The following is a 20,674-nucleotide window of genomic DNA, read 5'->3' on the forward strand; positions in this document are numbered from 1 at the left end:
GTCCCACCCCTCGCCCGCGAGGGACGACGGTGCGCCGACGACGGGAGTGACATGACCGACCTTCCCGCCCCCGCCACCGCGGCGACCAGCACCAGCGCCGTGCCGCCGGCCGTGCCCTTCTCGGCCGTGCCCGCACCGTCCGGCCTCTACGACCCGGCCAACGACAAGGACGCCTGCGGTGTCGCCTTCGTGGCCGACGCCCGGGGTCGCAAGAGCCGGCGCATCGTGCAGGCCGGCCTGACCGCGCTGCACAACCTCGACCACCGCGGGGCCGCCGGCTCCGAGCCGAACTCCGGTGACGGCGCCGGGATCCTCACCCAGGTCCCGGACGCGCTGCTGCGCGCCGAGGTCGGCTTCGACCTGCCGCCGCTGGGCGAGTACTCGGTCGGCATCGCGTTCCTGCCCACCGACGAGGCCGAGCGGGCCGCCCGCTACGAGGAGGTCGCCCGTCTCGCCGAGGAGGAGGGGCTCACCGTCCTCGGCTGGCGCGACGTCCCGGTCGACCCCGACGGCGCCGACCTCGGCCCCACGGCCCGGGCGGTCATGCCGCACTTCGCCCAGGTTTTCGTCGCCGAGACGATGGGCGCCCGCGCCGACGAGCGCGCCTTCGGCGGCAACGTCGTCTGCAACGGCGTCACCCGCCTGGAGCGCCGGTCGTTCGTGCTGCGGAAGCGGGCCGAGCGCGCCGCGGTCGACGCGGGCAGCTCCCTGTACATCGCCTCGCTGTCGTCGCGGACGATCACCTACAAGGGGATGCTGACCACCGATCAGCTGCCGCTGTTCTTCCCCGACCTGCGCGACGAGCGCTACGAGTCGGCGATCGCGCTGGTGCACAGCCGGTTCTCCACCAACACCTTCCCGAGCTGGCCGCTGGCGCACCCGTTCCGGTTCATCGCGCACAACGGCGAGATCAACACCATCAAGGGCAACCGCAACCGGATGCGCGCCCGCGAGGCCAAGCTCGCCACCGAGCTGTTCGACGGCCCGGCCGGCACCGCCGCCGAGCTGGGGCTGGACCGCATCTTCCCGGTCACCGCCAGCGACTTCAGCGACTCGGCCACCTTCGACGAGGTGCTCGAGCTGCTGCACCTGTCGGGCCGTTCGCTGCCGCACGCGGTGCTGATGATGATCCCCGAGGCGTGGGAGAACCACGACGAGATGGACCCGGCCCGGCGGGCCTTCTACCGGTTCCACTCCTCGATCATGGAGCCCTGGGACGGGCCGGCCGCCGTCTGCTTCACCGACGGCACGCTGATCGGGGCGGTGCTCGACCGCAACGGCCTGCGCCCGGGCCGCTGGTGGCACACCCGCGACGACCTGGTGGTCATGGCCAGCGAGGTCGGCGTGCTCGACATCCCGGCCGCCGACGTCGTCGCCAAGGGCCGGCTGCAGCCGGGCCGCATGTTCCTCGTCGACACCGCGTCGGGGCGGATCGTCTCCGACGAGGAGGTCAAGGGCGCGCTGGCCGCCGAGCACCCGTACGAGGACTGGCTGCACGCCGGTCTGGTGCACCTGCCGCAGCTGCCCGAGCGCCGCCGCTCGCGCCCCAGCCACGAGTCCGTCGTCCGCCGGCAGATGCTCTTCGGCTACACCGAGGAGGACCTGCGCATGCTGGTCACCCCCATGGCGGCCAGCGGCGCCGAGCCGATCGGCTCGATGGGCACCGACACCCCGATCGCGGCGCTGTCGGACCGCTCCCGGCTGCTCTACGACTACTTCGGGCAGCTGTTCGCCCAGGTGACCAACCCGCCGCTGGACGCCATCCGCGAGGAGCTGGTGACCAGCCTGGGCCGCACCTTCGGGCCCGAGCAGAACCTGCTCACCGCCACCCCGGCGTCCTGCCGGCAGGTGCACCTGCCGTTCCCGGTCATCGACAACGACGAGCTGGCCAAGATCCTGCACATCGACGACGACGGCGACCTGCCCGGGTACGCCGCCGTCCGGATCACCGGTCACTTCGACGTCAACGGCGGCGGCACCGCCCTGGCCGAGGCCGTGGAGCAGCTGCGCACCAAGGTCTCCAAGGCGATCTCGGCCGGCGCCCGGATCATCGTGCTCTCCGACCGGGACTGCGACGAGCAGCGCGCCCCGATCCCGTCGCTGCTGATGACCGCCGCGGTGCACCACCACCTGGTGCGGGAGAAGACCCGCATGGAGGTCGGCCTCGTCGTCGAGTCCGGCGACTGCCGCGAGGTGCACCACGTCGCGCTGCTGCTGGGCTACGGGGCGGCCGCGGTCAACCCCTACCTGGCGTTCGAGTCGATCGAGGACCTCATCCGCGACGGCCACCTCACCGGCGTCGAGCCCGCCCAGGCGGTGCGCAACGTGGTGAAGGCGCTGGGCAAGGGCGTCCTCAAGGTGATGAGCAAGATGGGCATCTCGACCGTCGGCTCGTACACGATGGCGCAGATCTTCGAGGCCGTCGGGCTGTCCCGCGAGGTCGTCGACGAGTACTTCACCGGCACCTCCGCACCCCTGGGCGGCGTCGGCATCGACGTCCTGGCCGAGGAGGTGGCCATGCGCCACCGCCGGGCCTACCCGGTGAACCCCACCGAGCGGGCGCACCGCCGGCTGGAGACCGGCGGGGAGTACCAGTGGCGCCGCGAGGGCGAGGTGCACCTGTTCAACCCCGAGACGGTGTTCCTGCTGCAGCACGCCACCCGGTCGCGGCAGTACGAGGTCTTCGAGAAGTACACGCAGTCGGTCGACAAGCTGTCCGAGGAGGCCGCCACCCTGCGCGGCCTGTTCACGCTGCGGACCGGGGTCCGCCCGCCCGTCCCGCTCGACGAGGTCGAGCCCGCGAGCGAGATCGTGAAGCGCTTCAACACCGGCGCGATGAGCTACGGCTCGATCTCGCAGGAGGCGCACGAGACCCTGGCCATCGCGATGAACCGCCTCGGCGGCCGCTCGAACACCGGCGAGGGCGGTGAGGACCCCGACCGGTTCACGCCCGACCCGAACGGCGACCTGCGCCGCTCGGCGATCAAGCAGGTCGCCTCGGGCCGGTTCGGCGTCACCAGCGAGTACCTGGTCAACGCCGACGACATCCAGATCAAGATGGCGCAGGGGGCCAAGCCCGGCGAGGGCGGCCAGCTGCCCGGCGGCAAGGTCTACCCGTGGGTGGCGCGCACCCGGCACTCGACGCCGGGCGTCGGGCTGATCAGCCCGCCGCCGCACCACGACATCTACTCGATCGAGGACCTCAAGCAGCTCATCCACGACCTGAAGAACGCCAACGACCAGGCGCGGGTGCACGTCAAGCTCGTCGCCGAGGTGGGCGTCGGGACGGTCGCGGCGGGCGTGAGCAAGGCGCACGCCGACGTCGTCCTCATCTCGGGGATGGACGGCGGGACCGGCGCCGCGCCGCTGACCTCGCTCAAGCACGCCGGCTCCCCGTGGGAGCTCGGGCTGGCCGAGACCCAGCAGACGCTGCTGGCCAACGGGCTGCGCGACCGCATCGTGGTGCAGGTCGACGGGCAGATGAAGACCGGCCGGGACGTGATCGTCGCGGCGCTGCTCGGGGCCGAGGAGTTCGGTTTCGCGACCGCGCCCCTGGTGGTCTCCGGCTGCGTGATGATGCGGGTGTGCCACCTGGACACCTGCCCGGTCGGCGTGGCCACGCAGAACCCGGAGCTGCGCAAGCGGTTCACCGGGCGCCCGGAGTTCGTCGTCACCTTCTTCGAGTTCCTCGCCGAGCAGGTGCGCTCCTACCTGGCCGAGCTGGGCTTCCGCTCCATCGACGAGGCCGTCGGCCACGCCGAGCTGCTCGACACCCGCCAGGCCGTGGACCACTGGAAGGCGGCGGGCCTGGACCTGGCGCCGGTCCTCGTCGTGCCCGAGCTGCCCGAGGGCGCCCCGCGGCGCGCGGTCCGCACCCAGGACCACGGGCTCGACGTCGCGCTGGACCAGACCCTGATCCAGCTGTGCGAGGGCGCGCTGCTCGACGCGCGGCCGGTCAGCCTCGAGCTGCCGGTGCGCAACGTCAACCGCACCGTCGGCACGATGCTCGGGTCGATGGTCACCCGCCGCTTCGGCGGGGAGGGGCTGCCCGACGGCACCATCGACCTGACCTTCGGCGGGTCGGCCGGCCAGTCCTTCGGCGCCTTCGTGCCGCGCGGCATCACCATGCGGCTCTTCGGCGACGCCAACGACTACGTCGGCAAGGGCCTCTCCGGCGGGCGGATCGTCGTCCGGCCGTCCCGGGAGGCGCCCTTCCTCGCCGAGGACAACGTCATCGCGGGCAACGTCATCGGCTACGGCGCGACCGGCGGGGAGATCTTCCTGCGCGGCCGGGTCGGCGAGCGGTTCTGCGTGCGCAACTCCGGCGCGCTGGCCGTCGTCGAGGGCGTCGGCGACCACGCGCTCGAGTACATGACCGGCGGGCGCGCGGTGATCCTCGGTGCCACCGGCCGCAACATCGCGGCCGGCATGTCCGGGGGCATCGGCTACGTGCTCGACCTCGCCCGGCACCGGGTGAACCCCGAGATGGTCGACGTCGAGCCGCTGGACGTCGAGTCCGCGCAGTGGCTGCGCGACGTGCTCGTCCGCTACGCCGCGGACACCGAGTCGACGGTGGCCGGCGCGCTGCTGGCCGACTGGGGCCGTTGGTCGGAGCGGTTCAGCGTGATCATGCCGCGCGACTACCGGCGCGCCCTGGAGGCCCGGCGGGCCGCCGAGGCCGCCGGGACCGACGTCGACCGTGCGGTGATGGAGGCGGCACGTGGCTGACGTCGTCGTCCGCAGGTGGAACGAGCAGCAGAGGGAGGCAGCACGTGGCTGACCAGACCGGTTTCCTGAAGTACGAGCGCGCGCTGCCGCCGCGCCGGCCCGTGGAGGTCCGCCTCCTGGACTGGAAGGACGTCTACAGCCGTCGGGAGAACGGGGAGGACCCGCTCTTCCCGACGGCCGCGGTGCGCACCCAGGCCGCTCGCTGCATGGACTGCGGCATCCCGTTCTGCCACCACGCCTGCCCGGTGGCGAACCTGATCCCGGAGTGGAACGACCTCGCCCGGCGGGACGACTGGCAGGACGCGATCGAGCGGCTGCACGCCACGAACAACTTCCCGGAGTTCACCGGGAAGCTGTGCCCCGCGCCGTGCGAGGGCTCCTGCGTGCTGAACCTCCAGGAGTCGCCGGTCACGATCAAGCAGATCGAGTGGGAGATCATCGACCGCGCCTGGGACGAGGGCTGGGTGCAGCCGCAGTCCGCGGCCGAGCGCACGGGCAAGAAGGTCGCCGTCGTCGGGTCCGGCCCCGCCGGGCTGGCGGCCGCCCAGCAGCTCACCCGCGCCGGGCACGAGGTCACCGTCTTCGAGCGGGCCGACCGCGTCGGCGGGCTGCTCCGCTACGGGATCCCCGAGTTCAAGATGGAGAAGTCCGTCCTGGACCGCCGGCTGGACCAGATGCGCGCCGAGGGCACGCGCTTCGTCACCGGTGTCGAGGTCGGCAGCGGGCGGGACGGCGACCCGAGCGTCGAGCAGCTGTGCGCCGACCACGACGCCGTCGTGCTGGCCATGGGCGCGACCGTGGGCCGCGACCTGCCGGCCCCCGGCCGGGAGCTGGCCGGCATCCACCTGGCCATGGAGTACCTGCCCATGGGCAACCGGCAGGCGCTCGGTGAGCTGGACGACCCGCCGATCGACGCCCACGGCAAGCACGTGGTGATCATCGGCGGCGGTGACACCGGCGCCGACTGCCTGGGCACCGCGCACCGGCAGGGCGCGGCCTCGGTGACCCAGCTGGAGATCATGCCGGCGCCGCCGGACCGCCGGGACGAGGCCAGCAACCCGTGGCCCACCTACCCGATGGTCATGCGGGTCTCGAGCGCCCACGAGGAGGGCGGCGAGCGGCTCTACTCGGTCAACACCGAGAAGTTCGTCGGTGACGACGCCGGCAACGTGCGGGCCCTGCTGCTGCACGAGGTGGAGCGGGTCGACGGCCGCTTCCAGAAGGTCGAGGGCACCGAGCGCGAGCTCCCCGCCGACCTGGTCTTCCTCGCCATGGGCTTCACGGGGGCCCAGCGCGAGGGCCTGGTCGACGGCCTGGGCGTGGAGGTCGACGGGCGCGGCAACGTGGTCCGCGACGCGGAGTTCATGTCCACCGTCCCCGGGGTCTTCGTCGCCGGTGACGTGGGCCGTGGCCAGTCGCTGATCGTGTGGGCCATCGCCGAGGGCCGGGCCGCGGCCGCCGGCGTCGACACCTGGCTGACGGGGGAGTCCATGCTGCCCCGGCCGGTGACCCCCACGGCGGTCGCGCTGCGCTGACGTCGCTGTGACACCGCGGTCCTCCGGACCGCACCGCGACCGACCCACCACCTGACGGGGCGGGACCTGCCGACACGCCGGTCCCGCCCCGTCACGTAGTTCGTCGTGGCACTAGCGTTATCCCCATGTCCCGCCGCGCGAAGATCGTCTGCACCCTCGGTCCGGCCACCAGTTCCGCCGAGCAGGTCACCGCCCTCGTCGAGTCGGGCATGGACGTCGCCCGGCTGAACTTCAGCCACGGTGCGCACGAGGACCACGCCGCCGCGTACCACCTGGTGCGCAAGGCCTCCGACAGCACCGGGCGCGCCGTCGCCATCCTGGCCGACCTGCAGGGCCCCAAGATCCGCCTCGGCACCTTCGCCGACGGGCCGGTCACCTGGGCCACCGGCAGCCAGGTCTGCGTCACCGTCGAGGACGTCGAGGGCACCGCCGAGCGGGTCTCGACCACCTACAAGGACCTCGCCAACGACGTGCGCGTCGGCGACCGGCTCCTGGTCGACGACGGCAACCTCTCGCTCAGCGTCGTCCGCGTGGAGGGCCCCGACGTCTTCTGCCTGGTCGTCGAGGGCGGCAAGGTGTCGAACAACAAGGGGCTCTCGCTGCCCGGGGTCTCGGTGAGCGTGCCCGCTCTGTCGGACAAGGACGAGCGGGACCTGCGCTTCGCGCTGCACCTGGGCGTGGACTTCATCGCGCTCTCCTTCGTGCGCTCGCCGACCGACGTCGCCCTGGTCCGCGACATCATGCGCCAGGAGGACATCCACGTCCCCGTCATCGCCAAGCTGGAGAAGCCCGAGGCCGTCCGCAACCTCGACGCCATCGTCGAGGCGTTCGACGGCATCATGGTCGCCCGCGGCGACCTCGGCGTGGAGCTGGCCCTGGAGCAGGTGCCGCTGGTGCAGAAGCGCGCCATCCAGGCCGCCCGCGAGCGGAACAAGCCCGTCATCGTGGCCACCCAGATGCTCGAGTCGATGATCACCAACTCGCGGCCGACCCGTGCGGAGGCCTCCGACGTCGCCAACGCAGTCCTCGACGGCGCCGACGCGGTCATGCTGTCGGGGGAGACCTCGGTGGGGCAGTACCCCATCGGTGCGGTCCGGACGATGGACCGGATCATCGAGGCCGTCGAGAGCGACCACCTGTGGGTGCCCGAGCTCGCGCGCCGCTCGCGCTCGCGGTCGGGGGCGATCGTGCGTGCTGCCCGGGACATCGGCGAGTCGCTCGACGTGAAGGCGCTGGCGACCTTCACGCAGACGGGGGAGACGGCCCGCCGGCTGGCCGCCCTGCACCCCCGGCAGCCGCTGCTCGCCTTCACGGTGGACGCCCGCGTCCGCAGCCTGCTCGCGCTCTCCTGGGGCGTGGAGACCTTCCTGGTGCCCGCGGTCGAGCACACCGACGACATGGTGGCGCAGGTGGACTTCTCCCTGCTGTCGATCGGCCGCCTGGAGGTGGGCGACCGCGTGGTCGTCGTCGCCGGCAGCCCGCCGAACACCGTCGGCTCCACCAACCTGATCCGGGTGCACGAGGTGGGTACCGACTCGTGAGCGAGGTCGCGGGCGAGGTGACCGCCGGCAGCCAGGCGGCCGCCCTCATGACGGTGCTGGACCTCGAGCAGGCCGACACCGACGTCTACGTGGGCCGGACGCCGCGCAGCCCGTTGCAGCGCATCTTCGGCGGTCAGGTGGCCGGTCAGGCGCTGATGGCGGCCACCCGCACGCTGCCGGAGGACCGCTCGGTGCACTCGCTGCACTCCTACTTCCTGCGGCCCGGTGACCCGCACGAGGAGATCCGCTACGCCGTGGACCGGATACGCGACGGGCGCAGCTTCACCACGCGCCGGGTGGTCGCCTGGCAGCGGCGCAACGGTGCCGATGTCGCGATCTTCTCGCTGACCGCGGACGCGTCGGCGCCGCAGCCGGTGGTCGCCGAGCACACCCGGCCGATGCCCGAGGTGCCACCGGCGGAGACGCTGCCCACGCTGGCCGAGCTGGTGGCGCCCTACGGCGAGCACGCCTCGGCGGCGCTGGCCATCAGCCGGTCGGTGGAGCAGCGCCTCATGGAGGACCCCTTCGCCCGCGCGCCGAAGGTCCCGCCGCACACGAAGACCTACGCGTGGATGCGCGTGGCGGGCCGCCTGCCCGAGCAGCCCGCCGTCCACGCCGCGGCCCTGACGTTCGTCAGCGACCTGACACTGCTGTCGGCGGGGCTGGCCCGGCTCGGCGGCGGCTGGGGCGGCCGGTACGTGGGCGCGAGCCTCGACCACGCCGTGTGGTTCCACCAGCCGGTGCAGGCCGACGAGTGGTTCCTCTACGAGACCGACAGCCCGGCGGCGACGGGCGGCCGGGCGCTCTGCTCCGGCGACATCTGGTCGGCCGACGGCCGGCACGTCGCCACGGTGGTGCAGCAGGGCCTCATCCGCTCGCTGGAGCGCTGAGACCCCGCCGCACCGGTCAGGCGGGGCTGTCGGCCTCCTGGGGCTCGCCGGCCGAGGTCTCGTCGGCGGCGACGGGCTCCGGCTCGGCCGCCTGCTCCCGTTCGGCGCGCTCGCGCTCGGCCCGCTCCCGCTCGGCGGCACGGGCCGCCGCCTGCTCGGCGGCCTGGGCGGCGAAGTCGGCGGCCAGCCAGTCGTGCCCCTCGACGAGGAGCGCCCAGACCCGCTCGACGTCGGCGCGCGTGGTCGCCGGCGCGCCGATCGCCACGCGCAGGACGGCCTGACCGCGGACGGTCGTGTGGGTCAGGAAGACCTCGCCGCCGTCGTTCAGCCGGTCGAGCAGGGTCATCGTCGCGACGTCGGCGTCCACCCCGTCCGGCCAGCGCGGCCGCAGGCAGACCAGCGAGAGCGGGTGCGGCGCGACGACGTCGAACCGCTCGTCGGCCGCGGCCCAGCCGGCGAGCTCCTGGGCCAGGGCGACGTGGCCGCGGACGTGGGCACGCAGCCCCTCCGCGCCGTACCACCGGAGCACGAACCACAGCTTGAGGGCGCGGAACCGCCGGCCGAGCTCGATCTGCCAGTCGCGGTAGTCGACGACGGCGCCGGCGTCGGTGGCGGCGTTGCGCAGGTAGTCCGGCAGGATCGCCAGCGCACCGGTGAGCGCCGCGCGGTCGCCGACCCAGAAGAGCGTGGCGTCGAAGCCGGTGAGCAGCCACTTGTGCGCGTCGGTGGTGTAGCTGTCGGCCCACTCGACGCCGTCCTGCAGCGTGCGCAGCTCCGGGGCGACCGCGCTCACCCCGGCGTAGGCGGCGTCGACGTGCAGCCAGACGCCGTGGTCCCGGCAGATCGGGCCGATGGCGGCGAGCGGGTCCACCGCCGTGGTCGAGGTGGTGCCGACCGTGGCGCAGACCAGCACCGGCCGGTAGCCGCGCGCGACGTCCCGCTCCAGCCGGGCGGCGAGCGCGCCGGGGTTCATGGCGAGGTCGCCGTCGACCTCGACGATGCGGACGGCGTCGGTACCCAGCCCGGCGATGCGGACGGCCTTCTCCATGGACGAGTGCGTCTCGCTGGAGACGTACACGGTGGCGCGCTCGGGCTGCACGCCCTGGCGCACGGTGGCGCCGCCGCCGGCCCGGTGCAGCGCGGCGAGCAGCGCGACCAGGTTGGCCCCGGAGCTGGAGTCCTGGACGACGCCACCGCCGGTGCCGGTCGAGCGGAACGACGCGGGGAGCCCGAGGAGCCCGGCGAACCAGTCCATGAGGTGCTGCTCGAGCTCGGTGGCGGCGGGGCTGGTCACCCAGGACATGCCCTGCACGCCGAGGCCCGCGGAGACGAGGTCGCCCAGGACCGAGGGGCCGGAGGTGTTGGCGGGGAAGTAGCCGAAGAAGCCGGGGTGCTGCCAGTGGGTGATGCCGGGCAGGACGACCCGGTCGAGGTCGGCCAGCACCGCGGCGAAGGGCTCGCCCTGCTCGGGTGCCTGCTCCGGAAGCGCCGCCCGGACGTCACCGGGGGAGACCTGCGAGCGCACCGGGAACGTGCCGATGCGCGTCCAGTAGTCGGCGATCCAGTCGACCACCTCGTGGCCGTGCTGCCGGAACTGCTCGGGCGTCATGTGCGGCGCGGGCTCGGTCACCAGCCGAGGGTATTGCCCGCGACGGGCGGGCCCCGGAGGGGTCCTCGAGGAGCGGCGGCAACGGCGGGTGCCCCCGGTGCGACTCGAACGCACACTGCGCGGGTTTTGAATCCGCTCCCTCTGCCGATTGGGGTACGGGGGCGTGCCGGGTGGGACCGGCGCCCGAGAAGAGTAGCGGGGCGGTGCCCGGCGGCCGACGTCGATAGGCTGCCGTCCTGTGAGCAGCGAGCCGATCCGGGTTCTGATCGCCGAGGACGAGGCACTGATCCGCCTCGACCTCAAGGAGATGCTCGAGGAGGAGGGGTACCACGTCGTCGCCGAGGTCGGCGACGGCCAGCAGGCGGTGGAGCGCGCCGAGGAGCTCCGCCCCGACCTGGTCATCCTCGACATCCAGATGCCGGTGCTGGACGGCCTCTCCGCCGCCGAGCGGATCGCGTCGGCGCGGATCGCGCCGGTCATCGTGCTCACCGCCTTCAGCCAGCGGGAGCTGGTCGAGCGCGCCCGCGACGCCGGCGCGATGGCCTACCTGGTCAAGCCGTTCTCCAAGAACGACCTCGTCCCGGCCATCGAGGTCGCGCGGGGCCGGTTCGCCGAGATGACGGCGCTGGACGGGGAGGTCAAGGACCTCCAGGAGCGGCTGGAGACCCGCAAGGTCGTCGAGCGGGCGAAGGGCCGGCTGATGGCCGACCAGGGCATGACCGAGGCCGAGGCCTTCCGGTGGATCCAGCGGACGGCCATGAACCAGCGGACGAGCATGAAGGCGCTGGCGGAGTCGATCCTGGCGGCGACGACGGCCGGCGACGGCACGGCCTGACCCCGCTCAGCGCGCCGGGCCGCGCCTGCCGCGCTGCTCCGTCACAGGACGGTCACCCCCCGTCGTCCTTCGTCCCCGGTGTGAACGTCGAGGTCACGACCTCATCACGGTCCCTCCGCAGCGGGGTGCAACGCCCTGGTCGGCAGCTAGGTTCTGCGCACCGATCGGCGCCCGGTCGGTGGTCGTCGCGTACGCGCCGGCGCCCGGGCGCACTGATGACACTGGGAGTTGCTTGATGCGCACTCGCACTACTGCCCGCAGCATCGCCGTCACCGGTGCTGCCCTGCTGGCGCTGACCGCCTGCGGTGGCGGCGACGAGGGTGGCACGTCGGCCGAAGGTGGTGGCGACAGCGGCGGCGGCGGCGAACGGCAGGTCAACGTCTACGGCACCGACGGCAACATGGGGAACGCCCTGGGGGAGTCGTTCACCACCGAGGGCGCCCTCGCCGGGATGCGGGGCACCACGCCGCTCACCGACCTCGGCGACGACTTCACCAACCGGCTGCTCGAGGTCGACCCGAACCTGCAGGACTTCAACTACGCCGGCGAGACCTACGACGCGATCATGATCTCCGCGATCGCCGCGCAGCTGGCCGGCAGCACCGACCCGGCCGTCTTCGCGCCCTACATCAACGGCGTCACCTTCGGCGGCGACACCTGCACCACCTTCGCCGAGTGCAAGGAGATCGTCGACGGGGGCGGCAACCCCGACTACGACGGCATCTCGGGGCCGCTGGCCTTCACCGAGCCGGGTGAGCCGGCGGTGGCGAGCTTCGGCATCCTGGAGTTCGGCCAGGACAACGCCATCGACTCCGAGGCCACCGAGTTCGTGCTCGCCGGCGACGAGGCCAACGCGGCCACCGACGAGGGGCCCGCCCCGGCTGCCCCGGGTGCCACGTCCGACGACCCGCTGGTGATCGGCACGCTGCTGCCGCTCACCGGTAACCTCGCCTTCCTCGGCCCCCCGGAGGTCGCCGGCGCCCGGCTGGCCGTCCAGGAGATCAACGAGACCGGCGGCGTGCTCGGTCAGCCGGTCCAGCTGGTCGAGGGTGACTCGGGCGATGCCTCCACCGACACGGCCTCGCAGACGGTCAACCGGCTGCTGAACGAGAACGTGGACGTCATCGTCGGTGCCGCCTCCTCCGGCGTGAGCCTGACCGTCATCGACGCGATCACCCGCGCCGGCGTCGTGCAGATCTCGCCGGCGAACACGTCCGACCAGTTCACCACCTACAACGACAACGGGCTCTACTTCCGGACGGCTCCGCCGGACACGCTGCAGGCTCGGGCGCTCTCGGACCTGATCATCAACGACGGCAACAACACCGTCGGGATCATGGCCCTGAACGACCCGTACGGCACCGGTCTCATGGAGAACACCGTGGAGAACCTGGTCGCTGCGGGTCTGTCGGAGGACAGCATCGAGACGCTGACCTACGACCCGCAGGCGGCGAACTTCGACTCCGAGATCCAGCAGATGGTGGAGTTCAACCCGGACGCCATCGTGGTCATCGGCTTCGAGGAGTCGGCCCGCATCATCGAGGGTCTGAACGCCGAGGGCATCGGCCCGGCGCGCGACTGACCCGGCCGGCGGATCGCTGATCCGCCGAGGCCACCAGGGGCCCGGCACCGCACGGTGCCGGGCCCCTGTGCGTCCGCAGCGGGCCCGCGCGGACGGCGCACCGCCACGGGGGCCGGGCCGGGCGCGGCCGCGGGACGCCGCAGCACGACGACGGCGCCGACCCCCCGACAGGGGGCCGGCGCCGTCGTCGTGCCGTCGCGGCTCAGTGCGCCTTGGCGAGGGTCCCGAGGTAGAGCTCGATGACCTTGGGGTCGTGCATCAGCGACTCGCCGGTGGCCGTGTAGGCGTTCCGGCCCTGGTCGAGGACGTAGCCGCGGTCGCAGATCTGCAGGCACCGCCGGGCGTTCTGCTCGACCATGATGATCGAGACGCCGGTCGCGTTGATCCGCCGGCAGCGGATGAACACCTCGTCCTGGTAGGCGGGGGAGAGCCCGGCCGAGGGCTCGTCGAGGAGCAGCACCGACGGCTCCATCATCAGCGCGCGCCCCATCGCGACCATCTGGCGCTCACCGCCGGACAGCGAGCCCGCCTTGATCCTGCGGCGCTCCCCGAGCAGGGGGAACAGCTCCGCGACGTAGTCGAACCGCTGCTTGATCACCTTGGGGCGGAGGTAGGCGCCCATCTCCATGTTCTCCTCGATGGTGAGGGAGGGGAACACGTTGTTGTTCTGCGGCACGTAGCCCACGCCCAGGGACACCAGCCGGTGCGCGGGCGCGGAGGTGATGTCCTCGCCGCGCAGCGTCACCGAGCCGGACCGGACCGGGATGAGGCCGAAGAGTGCCTTGAGCAGGGTGGACTTGCCGGCGCCGTTGGGGCCGATGATCCCCACCAGCTCGCCGTCGTTCAGGTAGAAGTCGCACTCGTTGAGGATGTTGACGCCCGGGAGGTAGCCGGCGACCAGCTGGTCCGCGCGGATCAGCGCGTCTCCGGCCAGCCGGACGTGCTCCTCCCGGGTCGCCGCCCGCTCGGCGGGCGAGAGGTCGCCGGCCGCCTCGGCCCGGGTGGGGCCGCGCCCGGTGATCGCCGGGTCGTCTCCGTCACCGACCGGGCGGTCGAACTCGTACTCGGGGTCGGTGCTCTCGCGCGGATCCCTGCCCTGGCTCGGGTCGATGGTCATCGGTCCGTCCTCTTCTTCTCCCCGCGACCGGGCCGCCCGACGTCATCGGTGCGCTCGTCGTCGGCGATGCTGGCCTCGGCCTCGGCGAGGACGCGGTCCTCTTCCTCCACGGTCAGCGGCGCGTCGTGGTGCGCGCCGAGGTAGGCGTCCACCACGGCACGGTTCTGGCTGATCGACTCGGGCGGGCCCTCGGCGATCACCTTGCCCGCCGCCATGACGACCACCCAGTCGCTGATGTCCCTGACGACGTCCATGTCGTGCTCGACGAAGACCACCGTCATCCCCTGCTCCCGCAGGTCCTTCACGTGCCCGAGCAGGCTCTGGGTCAGCGCCGGGTTCACGCCGGCCATCGGCTCGTCGAGCATGACGACCTTCGGGTCGCTCATGAGTGCCCGTGCCATCTCGAGCAGCTTGCGCTGGCCGCCGGACAGCGTGCCCGCGAAGTCGTCCTTCTTGGCGTCGAGCTTGAACCGGCGCAGCAGCTCCATGGCCTTGTCGGTGTTGGCCTTCTCCTGCGACCGCCAGATCCCCGGCACGAGGGCGCGGAAGAAGCTCTCGCCCTTCTGCCCCTGGGCGCCGAGCAGCATGTTCTGCAGCACCGTGAGCCGGGACAGCGCCTTCGTCAGCTGGAAGGTGCGGACCACACCGAGCCGGGCGACCTGGTGCGGGGAGAGCTTCCCGAGCGGCCGGCCGTCGAACGACCAGGTGCCGCCGTCGGGCTGGTCGAACCCGGTGAGCAGGTTGAACAGCGTCGTCTTCCCGGCCCCGTTCGGGCCGATCAGGCCGGTGATGCCGCCACGCTGGATCTCCAGGTGGTCGACCGAGACGGCCGTCAGGCCGCCGAAGGTCCGGACCACGCCGTCGACCACGATGGCGGGCTCGGGCTTGGCGACCCCGACCTCCCAGGGCACGTCCCGGAGGGCGGCCTGGGCCAGCCGCTGCGGCGGGGCCCCCGCACCCGTCGCCGTCGACGCGGCGTGCGCCCCGGTGGGCGTCGGCTCAGCGGGCATCGAGCATCACCTCTCGTCGGTCACCGAAGATGCCCTGCGGGCGGAAGATCAGCAGCAGGATGAGCCCGAGCCCGATGAGCACGAACCGGATCTGCGCGACGTCGGTCGCGGACAGCAGGTCCTCCGGGATGACCCCGTTGCCGATCAGGGTACGCAGACCGGTGTCCGCGAACTGGATGATGAAGTACAGCAGCATCGCGCCGATGACCGGCCCGAGCACCCGTGCGGCGCCGCCGAGGATCAGCGCTGCGTAGGCCAGGAACGTGTTGGCGTTCTGGTACTGGTCCGGCGTCGCCGACGCGGTGCCGACCGCGTAGACCATGCCACCCAGGGCGCCCAGGACACCGCCGAGCACCAGGGCCTGCATCTTGTAGACGTAGACGTTCTTGCCGAGGGCGCGCACGGCGTCCTCGTCCTCGCGGATCGACTTCACCACCCGGCCCCACGGGCTGCGGACGAGCAGCCAGACGAGCAGGCAGGCGAGGGCCACGAGCACCCACCCGACGAGGGTGACCCACAGGTCCGCGCCGCTCCAGGTGGTGCCGAGGATCCTGAACCGCGCGGCCGGGTCCCACGGCGCGAGCGACACGAACGGGTCGCTGAACCCGGAGAGCCCCCGGGTGCCCGCGGTGACGGGCGTGGCGGAGACCGACCGGAAGGTGAGCCGGAGCCCTTCCGCGGCGGCGATGGTGGCGATGGCGAGGTAGTCGGCGCGCAGGCGCAGCGTCGGGATGCCCAGCAGCAGGGCGAGCACCACGGCGGCGGCGAGACCGATGAGCACGCCCACCCAGAACGGGAGGCCCCACTGGGACACCGAGATCGCGATCCCGTAGCCGCCGAGCAGGGCGAACGCGATCTGCCCGAAGTTCAGCAGCCCCGTGTAGCCGAACTGGATGTTCAGCCCGATGGCGAGCAGCGCGAAGAAGACGGCCTGGAAGCCGATCCCCGCCTTGAGTGCGACGGCGAGTGCGTCGAGGAGTTCAGCCATGGCTCAACCAATCCGGGCCCGGCTGCCGAGGATGCCCTGCGGCCGCACGATGAGGATGACGATGAGGAGGAGCAGACCCCCGACGTACTTCATGTCGTTGGGGATGACCAGCGTGGACATCTGCACGAAGACGCCGACCACGATGCTGCCGATGAGGGCGCCGTACGCGGTCCCCAGGCCGCCGAGGGTCACGCCGGCGAACATCAGCAGGAGCAGCCGGAAGCCCATGTCCCACTGGACCTCGTCGGAGAGCCCGAGGAGCACGCCACCGAGCGCGGCGAGGGCGCCGCCGACCATCCAGACCACCAGGATGACGCGGTTCACGTTGATGCCGGAGGAGGCGGCGAGGTCGCGGTTGTCGGAGACGGCCCGCATGGCCTTGCCGATCGTGGTCCGCTGCAGCATCACGGCCACGAGCACGAGCACGACCAGCGCGATGATCATGGACGTGAGGTCCTTGTTCGTCATCGAGAAGGGGCCGTAGTCGACCGTGCGCTGTCCGCGGTAGTCGGCGTAGGCGTTCGAGCGCCCGCCGTACACGATCTGGTACAGGTAGCGCAGCAGCAGCGACAGCCCGATGGAGATGACCAGCGCCGCCACCAGCCCGGTGCCGCGGCGGCGCAGCGGCCGCCACAGACCCAGTTCGTTGAGGGCGCCGATGCCGGCACCCACGAGCATCGCCAGCAGCGCGGAGACGATCAGGGGCACGCCCGCACCCACGTTGATGAACCAGGCGACGACGGCGCCGATGGTCACCAGCTCGCCGTGCGCGAAGTTGACCAGGCCGGTGGTGCCGAAGATCAGCGAGAGCCCGATGGCCGCCATGGCGATGAGGAGGCCGAACCGGAGGCCCGACACCAGGAGCTCGACCCAGCGGATCGTGCCGCCACCGGCGCCCCGGGTGCCGTCGTCGAGGCCGATGATGACGCCCTGGGTGCGGCCGGCGTCGACGGTGACCGTGCGGCTGTTGCCGGCGTTGAACTCCACCCCCTCGGGGAGCGCGTCCTCGGGGACGGTCACCGTGTACTCGCCCGGCCCCGGGAGGTCGACGGCGAAGCGGCCGTTCTCGTCGGTCTCGTCGGTGCCCACCTCGTCGCCGCCGGCGTCGGTGACGACGACCTCGACGTCCTCGAGGGGGCCGCTCAGGCTCGTCCGGAGGGTGCCGGTGACCTGCTCGGACGCCGCCTGCTCGGCCTGGGCCAAGCCCGGGGTCAGGGTGGCCAGGCCGGCGGTGAACAGCGCGACCAGCAGCAGGCGCAGGACGGTGACGCCTCTGCGGCGGGCTGCACCGGCCGGCGTCGGAGACCCTCGTCGAACGGGCCTGCTTCGTCGACCGTGCCGGCGGACACGGTCCGTCGGGTGCGTCACTCGACCTCCTCGGCGGATTCGTTGAGGTCGGAACCTAACGTAGTTCCGGGGTCCTGCCGCCAGAGTGAGCCGAGCTGTGACCTTTCCGCGACACGCCGTACCGCCCGCGTCACGGCCAGTGGCGCAGCACCGGTCGAGGCGCCGTCCGCCGGGTCAGCCCCCGTCGCGGCGGCTGCGGTTCCGCGCGGCCAGGGTCATGCAGGTCAGCCGCGCGGTGGCGGTCCGCCGCCCCTCGGCGTCGCTGACGTCGATGAGGAAGGTGGACAGCGAGCGGCCCCGGCGGACCGGCGTGCAGACGGCGGTGACCGTGCCGGCGGTCGCGGCGCGCAGGTAGCTCACGTTGAGCTCGACGCCGACCACCTGGTTGTCGGGCCCCGCGCCGAGCGCCGCGGCGACCGAGCCGATGGTCTCCACGAGCGTGCAGGTCGCGCCGCCGTGCAGCAGGCCGAAGGGCTGCTCGTTGCCGGCGACCGGCATCGTGGCGACGAGCCGGTCGGGGTCGTAGTCGGTGATCCGGACGCCGAGCTTGTCGTCGAGGGGGCTGCTCATGCCCTCGGGCAGCCAGGCCGGGGGAGGGGTGCTCACCGGGGCACCGTAGCGGCGTCCCGGGGGCGGCCCGGGTGTCGGTGGGTGCCCCTACGATCGGCGGCGATGTCCGCTCCGGTCTCCACCCCCGCGCCCGCCGTCCCCACGACGACGGCTCACCCGCCCGCCCAGCGCCCGAGGCTGCTGCTCCTGGACGGGCACTCGCTGGCCTACCGCGCGTTCTTCGCGCTGCCGGTGGAGAACTTCTCGACCACGACGGGCCAGCCGACGAACGCCGTCTACGGCTTCACGTCGATGCTGATCAACATCCTGCGGGACGAGCAGCCCACCCACCTCGCCGTCGCCTTCGACGTCGGCCGCAAGACCTTCCGCAGCGAGATCTACGCGGAGTACAAGGCCAACCGCGCCGAGAGCCCGACGGACTTCCGCGGGCAGGTGAGCCTGGTCCAGGAGGTCCTGGGCGCGCTGCGCGTCCCGGTGATCACCGCCGAGGGCTACGAGGCCGACGACGTGATCGCCACGCTCACCGTGCAGGCCGTCGAGCAGGGCATGGACGTGCTGATCGCCACCGGCGACCGCGACGCCCTGCAGCTGGTCAACGAGCACGTCACCGTCCTCTACCCGCGCAAGGGCGTCTCGGACATGACGCGCTTCACGCCGCAGGAGGTCGAGGCCAAGTACGGCCTGTCCCCGGCGCAGTACCCCGATTTCGCTGCCCTCCGGGGGGACCCGAGCGACAACCTGCCCAGCATCCCCAGCGTGGGGGAGAAGACCGCCGCGAAGTGGGTGCGCGAGTACGGCTCGCTGGACGCGCTGGTCGACCAGGTCGACACGGTGAAGGGCAAGGTCGGGGAGAAGCTGCGCGAGCACCTCTCCTCGGTACTGCAGAACCGGCGGCTCACCGAGCTCGACCGGCAGGTGCCGCTGGAGGTGGCGCCGGTGGACCTCGCCGTCCAGCCGTGGGACCGCAACGAGGTGCACACCCTCTTCGACAACCTGCAGTTCCGCGTCCTGCGCGACCGGCTGTTCGCGACGTTGTCCAGCGCGGAGCCGGAGGTGGACGGCGGCTTCGAGGTCACCGTCGACGAGGTGGCCGCCGGCGGGCTGGGAGCCTGGCTGGACGCGCACGCCCGCACCGGCCGCACCGGCGTGATCTTCCGCGGGAGCTGGGGCCGCGGCACCGGCGAGCTCACCGGCCTGGCGCTCGCCGCGGCCGACGACCACACCACCTTCGTCGACCTCGGCCCGGCGCTCGACGTCGCGGACGAGCAGGCGCTGGCCGCCTGGCTGGCCGACGCCGACCGCCCGAAGGTGGTGCACGAGGTCAAGGGCCCGCTGCTGGCCATCTGGGCGCGCGGCTGGGAGCTCGCCGGGGTCGTCAGCGACACCGCGCTGGCCGCCTACCTCGCCCTGCCTGGTCAGCGCTCCTTCGACCTCGGCGACCTGGCGGTCCGCTACCTGCGCCGCGAGCTGAAGGACGCCGCCGAGGAGGAGGCCCAGCTCACCCTGGACGGCCTCGGCCCGTCGGAGGCCGACGTCGCCGCCGAGGCGGCCAAGGCCGACGTGCTCAAGGCGGTGGCGGTCAACGACCTGTCCGACGCCCTCGAGCAGGTGCTCGGGCAGCGCGGTGGCGGGCACCTGCTCGGCGAGATCGAGCTGCCGCTGACCTTCGTGCTCGGCCGGATGGAGCACCGGGGCATCGCCGCCGACCTCGAGTTCCTGCACGAGCTGCAGCGCGAGTTCGCCGAGGGCGTCGCCGCGGCGGCGGCCGAGTGCTACGCCGTCATCGGCCGCGAGGTGAACCTGGGCTCGCCCAAGCAGCTGCAGATCGTGCTGTTCGACGAACTCGGGCTGCCGAAGACCAAGAAGAACAAGACCGGCTACACCACCGACGCCGAGGCGCTGACCAACCTGCTCGCGCAGACCGGCCACCCGTTCCTCGAGCACCTGATGCGCCACCGCGACGTCACCCGGCTGCGCACGGTCATCGACGGGCTGATCCCCATGGTCGACGACGCCGGCCGCATCCACACCACCTTCCAGCAGACGATCGCGGCGACCGGCCGGCTCTCCTCGACCGACCCGAACCTGCAGAACATCCCCATCCGCACCGCCGAGGGGCGGCGGATCCGCCAGGCGTTCGTCGTCGGCCAGGGCTACGAGTCGCTGATGACGGCCGACTACAGCCAGATCGAGATGCGGATCATGGCGCACCTGTCCGGCGACGCGGGCCTCATCGAGGCGTTCACGTCGGGGGAGGACCTGCACTCCTTCGTCGCGTCCCGGGCCTTCGACATCCCGATCGAGGAGGTCGACCCGGAGATGCGCCGCCGGATCAAGGCGATGAGCTACGGGCTGGCCTACGGGCTCTCCGCCTACGGGTTGTCCCAGCAGCTGCGCATCTCCACCGAGGAGGCGCGGGCGCAGATGCACGCCTACTTCGAGCGCTTCGGCGGGATCCGCGACTACCTCGACGGGGTCGTCGACGAGGCGCGGCAGACCGGTTTCACCGAGACCACCCTGGGCCGCCGCCGCTACCTGCCCGACCTGACCAGCGACAACGGGCAGCGGCGGCAGATGGCCGAGCGCATGGCGCTCAACGCCCCGATCCAGGGCTCCGCCGCCGACGTCATCAAGGTGGCGATGCTCAACGTCGAGAAGGCGATCGCGGCCGAGGGGCTGTCGTCCCGGATGCTCCTGCAGGTCCACGACGAGCTCGTGCTCGAGGTGGCGCCGGGGGAGAAGGAGGCCCTGGAGGCCCTGGTCCGCCGGGAGATGGCCGGCGCCGCGCAGCTCTCGGTGCCGCTGGAGGTCTCCGTCGGCGTCGGCTCGAGCTGGGACGCCGCGGCGCACTGACGGCGGGCGCCCGCGTTACGGGCTCTTGTCGATCCCCGGTGGCGGAGGCGCCCGATGTGTCGGGAGCGG

General features: G+C 72.5%; 13 protein-coding genes and 1 tRNA gene. 7 read left to right on the plus strand and 7 right to left on the minus strand.

What is annotated here, in order from left to right:
* The first annotated feature begins 51 nt into the window (after positions 1 to 51).
* The 4 genes from gltB to E9549_RS08875 all read left to right on the plus strand — a co-directional run bounded on the left by gltB (position 52) and on the right by E9549_RS08875 (position 8,694).
* Positions 52 to 4,728, plus strand: a complete 4,677-nt coding sequence (gene gltB, locus E9549_RS08860; protein WP_236826180.1) for a glutamate synthase large subunit — start codon at positions 52 to 54, stop codon at positions 4,726 to 4,728.
* Positions 4,729 to 4,772: 44 nt separating this feature from the next.
* The gene (locus E9549_RS08865) at positions 4,773 to 6,263 is read left to right on the plus strand and encodes a glutamate synthase subunit beta (protein WP_236826181.1); all 1,491 of its coding nucleotides are present in this window, start codon (positions 4,773 to 4,775) and stop codon (positions 6,261 to 6,263) included.
* 125 nt (positions 6,264 to 6,388) lie between these two features.
* On the plus strand, positions 6,389 to 7,804 hold the full coding sequence (gene pyk / locus E9549_RS08870; protein ID WP_236826182.1) for a pyruvate kinase: 1,416 nt from the start codon (positions 6,389 to 6,391) through the stop codon (positions 7,802 to 7,804).
* The gene (locus E9549_RS08875; RefSeq protein WP_236826183.1) at positions 7,801 to 8,694 is read left to right on the plus strand and encodes an acyl-CoA thioesterase II; all 894 of its coding nucleotides are present in this window, start codon (positions 7,801 to 7,803) and stop codon (positions 8,692 to 8,694) included. Before pyk ends, E9549_RS08875 begins: the two co-directional genes overlap by 4 nt.
* Before the next feature lie 16 nt (positions 8,695 to 8,710).
* Here the strand turns inward: E9549_RS08875 and E9549_RS08880 are convergent, their stop codons facing one another.
* On the minus strand, positions 8,711 to 10,324 hold the full coding sequence (locus E9549_RS08880) for a pyridoxal-dependent decarboxylase (RefSeq protein WP_236826184.1): 1,614 nt from the start codon (positions 10,322 to 10,324) through the stop codon (positions 8,711 to 8,713).
* Positions 10,325 to 10,392: 68 nt separating this feature from the next.
* Positions 10,393 to 10,466 (minus strand) — tRNA-Leu (locus E9549_RS08885).
* Between the two features lie 75 nt (positions 10,467 to 10,541).
* Between E9549_RS08885 and E9549_RS08890 the strand changes: the two genes are divergently transcribed.
* Both E9549_RS08890 and E9549_RS08895 read left to right on the plus strand, forming a co-directional pair.
* Complete coding sequence (locus E9549_RS08890; RefSeq protein WP_236826185.1) at positions 10,542 to 11,138, plus strand: ANTAR domain-containing response regulator; 597 nt, start codon at positions 10,542 to 10,544, stop codon at positions 11,136 to 11,138.
* Positions 11,139 to 11,373: 235 nt separating this feature from the next.
* Positions 11,374 to 12,720: an ABC transporter substrate-binding protein gene (locus E9549_RS08895; protein WP_236826186.1), complete on the plus strand. Its 1,347-nt coding sequence runs from the start codon at positions 11,374 to 11,376 to the stop codon at positions 12,718 to 12,720.
* Positions 12,721 to 12,922: 202 nt separating this feature from the next.
* On the opposite strand, the gene E9549_RS08900 is transcribed toward E9549_RS08895, so the two are convergent.
* The 5 genes from E9549_RS08900 to E9549_RS08920 form a co-directional block, all read right to left on the minus strand.
* Positions 12,923 to 13,837, minus strand: a complete 915-nt coding sequence (locus E9549_RS08900; RefSeq protein ID WP_236826187.1) for an ABC transporter ATP-binding protein — start codon at positions 13,835 to 13,837, stop codon at positions 12,923 to 12,925.
* Positions 13,834 to 14,847, minus strand: coding sequence for an ABC transporter ATP-binding protein (locus E9549_RS08905; protein WP_236826188.1), 1,014 nt, complete (start codon positions 14,845 to 14,847; stop codon positions 13,834 to 13,836). The genes E9549_RS08900 and E9549_RS08905 overlap by 4 nt, the downstream gene beginning before the upstream one ends.
* Positions 14,837 to 15,835 carry a branched-chain amino acid ABC transporter permease gene (locus E9549_RS08910; RefSeq protein ID WP_236826189.1) on the minus strand — a complete coding sequence of 333 codons (999 nt, stop codon included), beginning with the start codon at positions 15,833 to 15,835 and terminating at the stop codon, positions 14,837 to 14,839. Before E9549_RS08910 ends, E9549_RS08905 begins: the two co-directional genes overlap by 11 nt.
* Positions 15,836 to 15,838: 3 nt before the next feature.
* Positions 15,839 to 17,203, minus strand: a complete 1,365-nt coding sequence (locus tag E9549_RS08915; protein WP_236826190.1) for a branched-chain amino acid ABC transporter permease — start codon at positions 17,201 to 17,203, stop codon at positions 15,839 to 15,841.
* A gap of 153 nt (positions 17,204 to 17,356) precedes the next feature.
* Entirely contained in the window at positions 17,357 to 17,788 is a 432-nt protein-coding gene (locus E9549_RS08920) for a PaaI family thioesterase (RefSeq protein ID WP_236826191.1), read from the minus strand.
* A 66-nt stretch (positions 17,789 to 17,854) separates the two neighbouring features.
* On the opposite strand from E9549_RS08920, the gene polA reads away from it, so the two are divergent.
* A complete protein-coding gene (polA, locus tag E9549_RS08925) occupies positions 17,855 to 20,605 on the plus strand; it encodes a DNA polymerase I (protein WP_236826192.1) in 2,751 nt (916 codons plus the stop codon).
* Positions 20,606 to 20,674: the final 69 nt, after the last annotated feature.

Source organism: Blastococcus sp. MG754426 (assembly GCF_021699055.1).
In the GTDB taxonomy this organism is placed as follows: domain Bacteria; phylum Actinomycetota; class Actinomycetes; order Mycobacteriales; family Geodermatophilaceae; genus Blastococcus.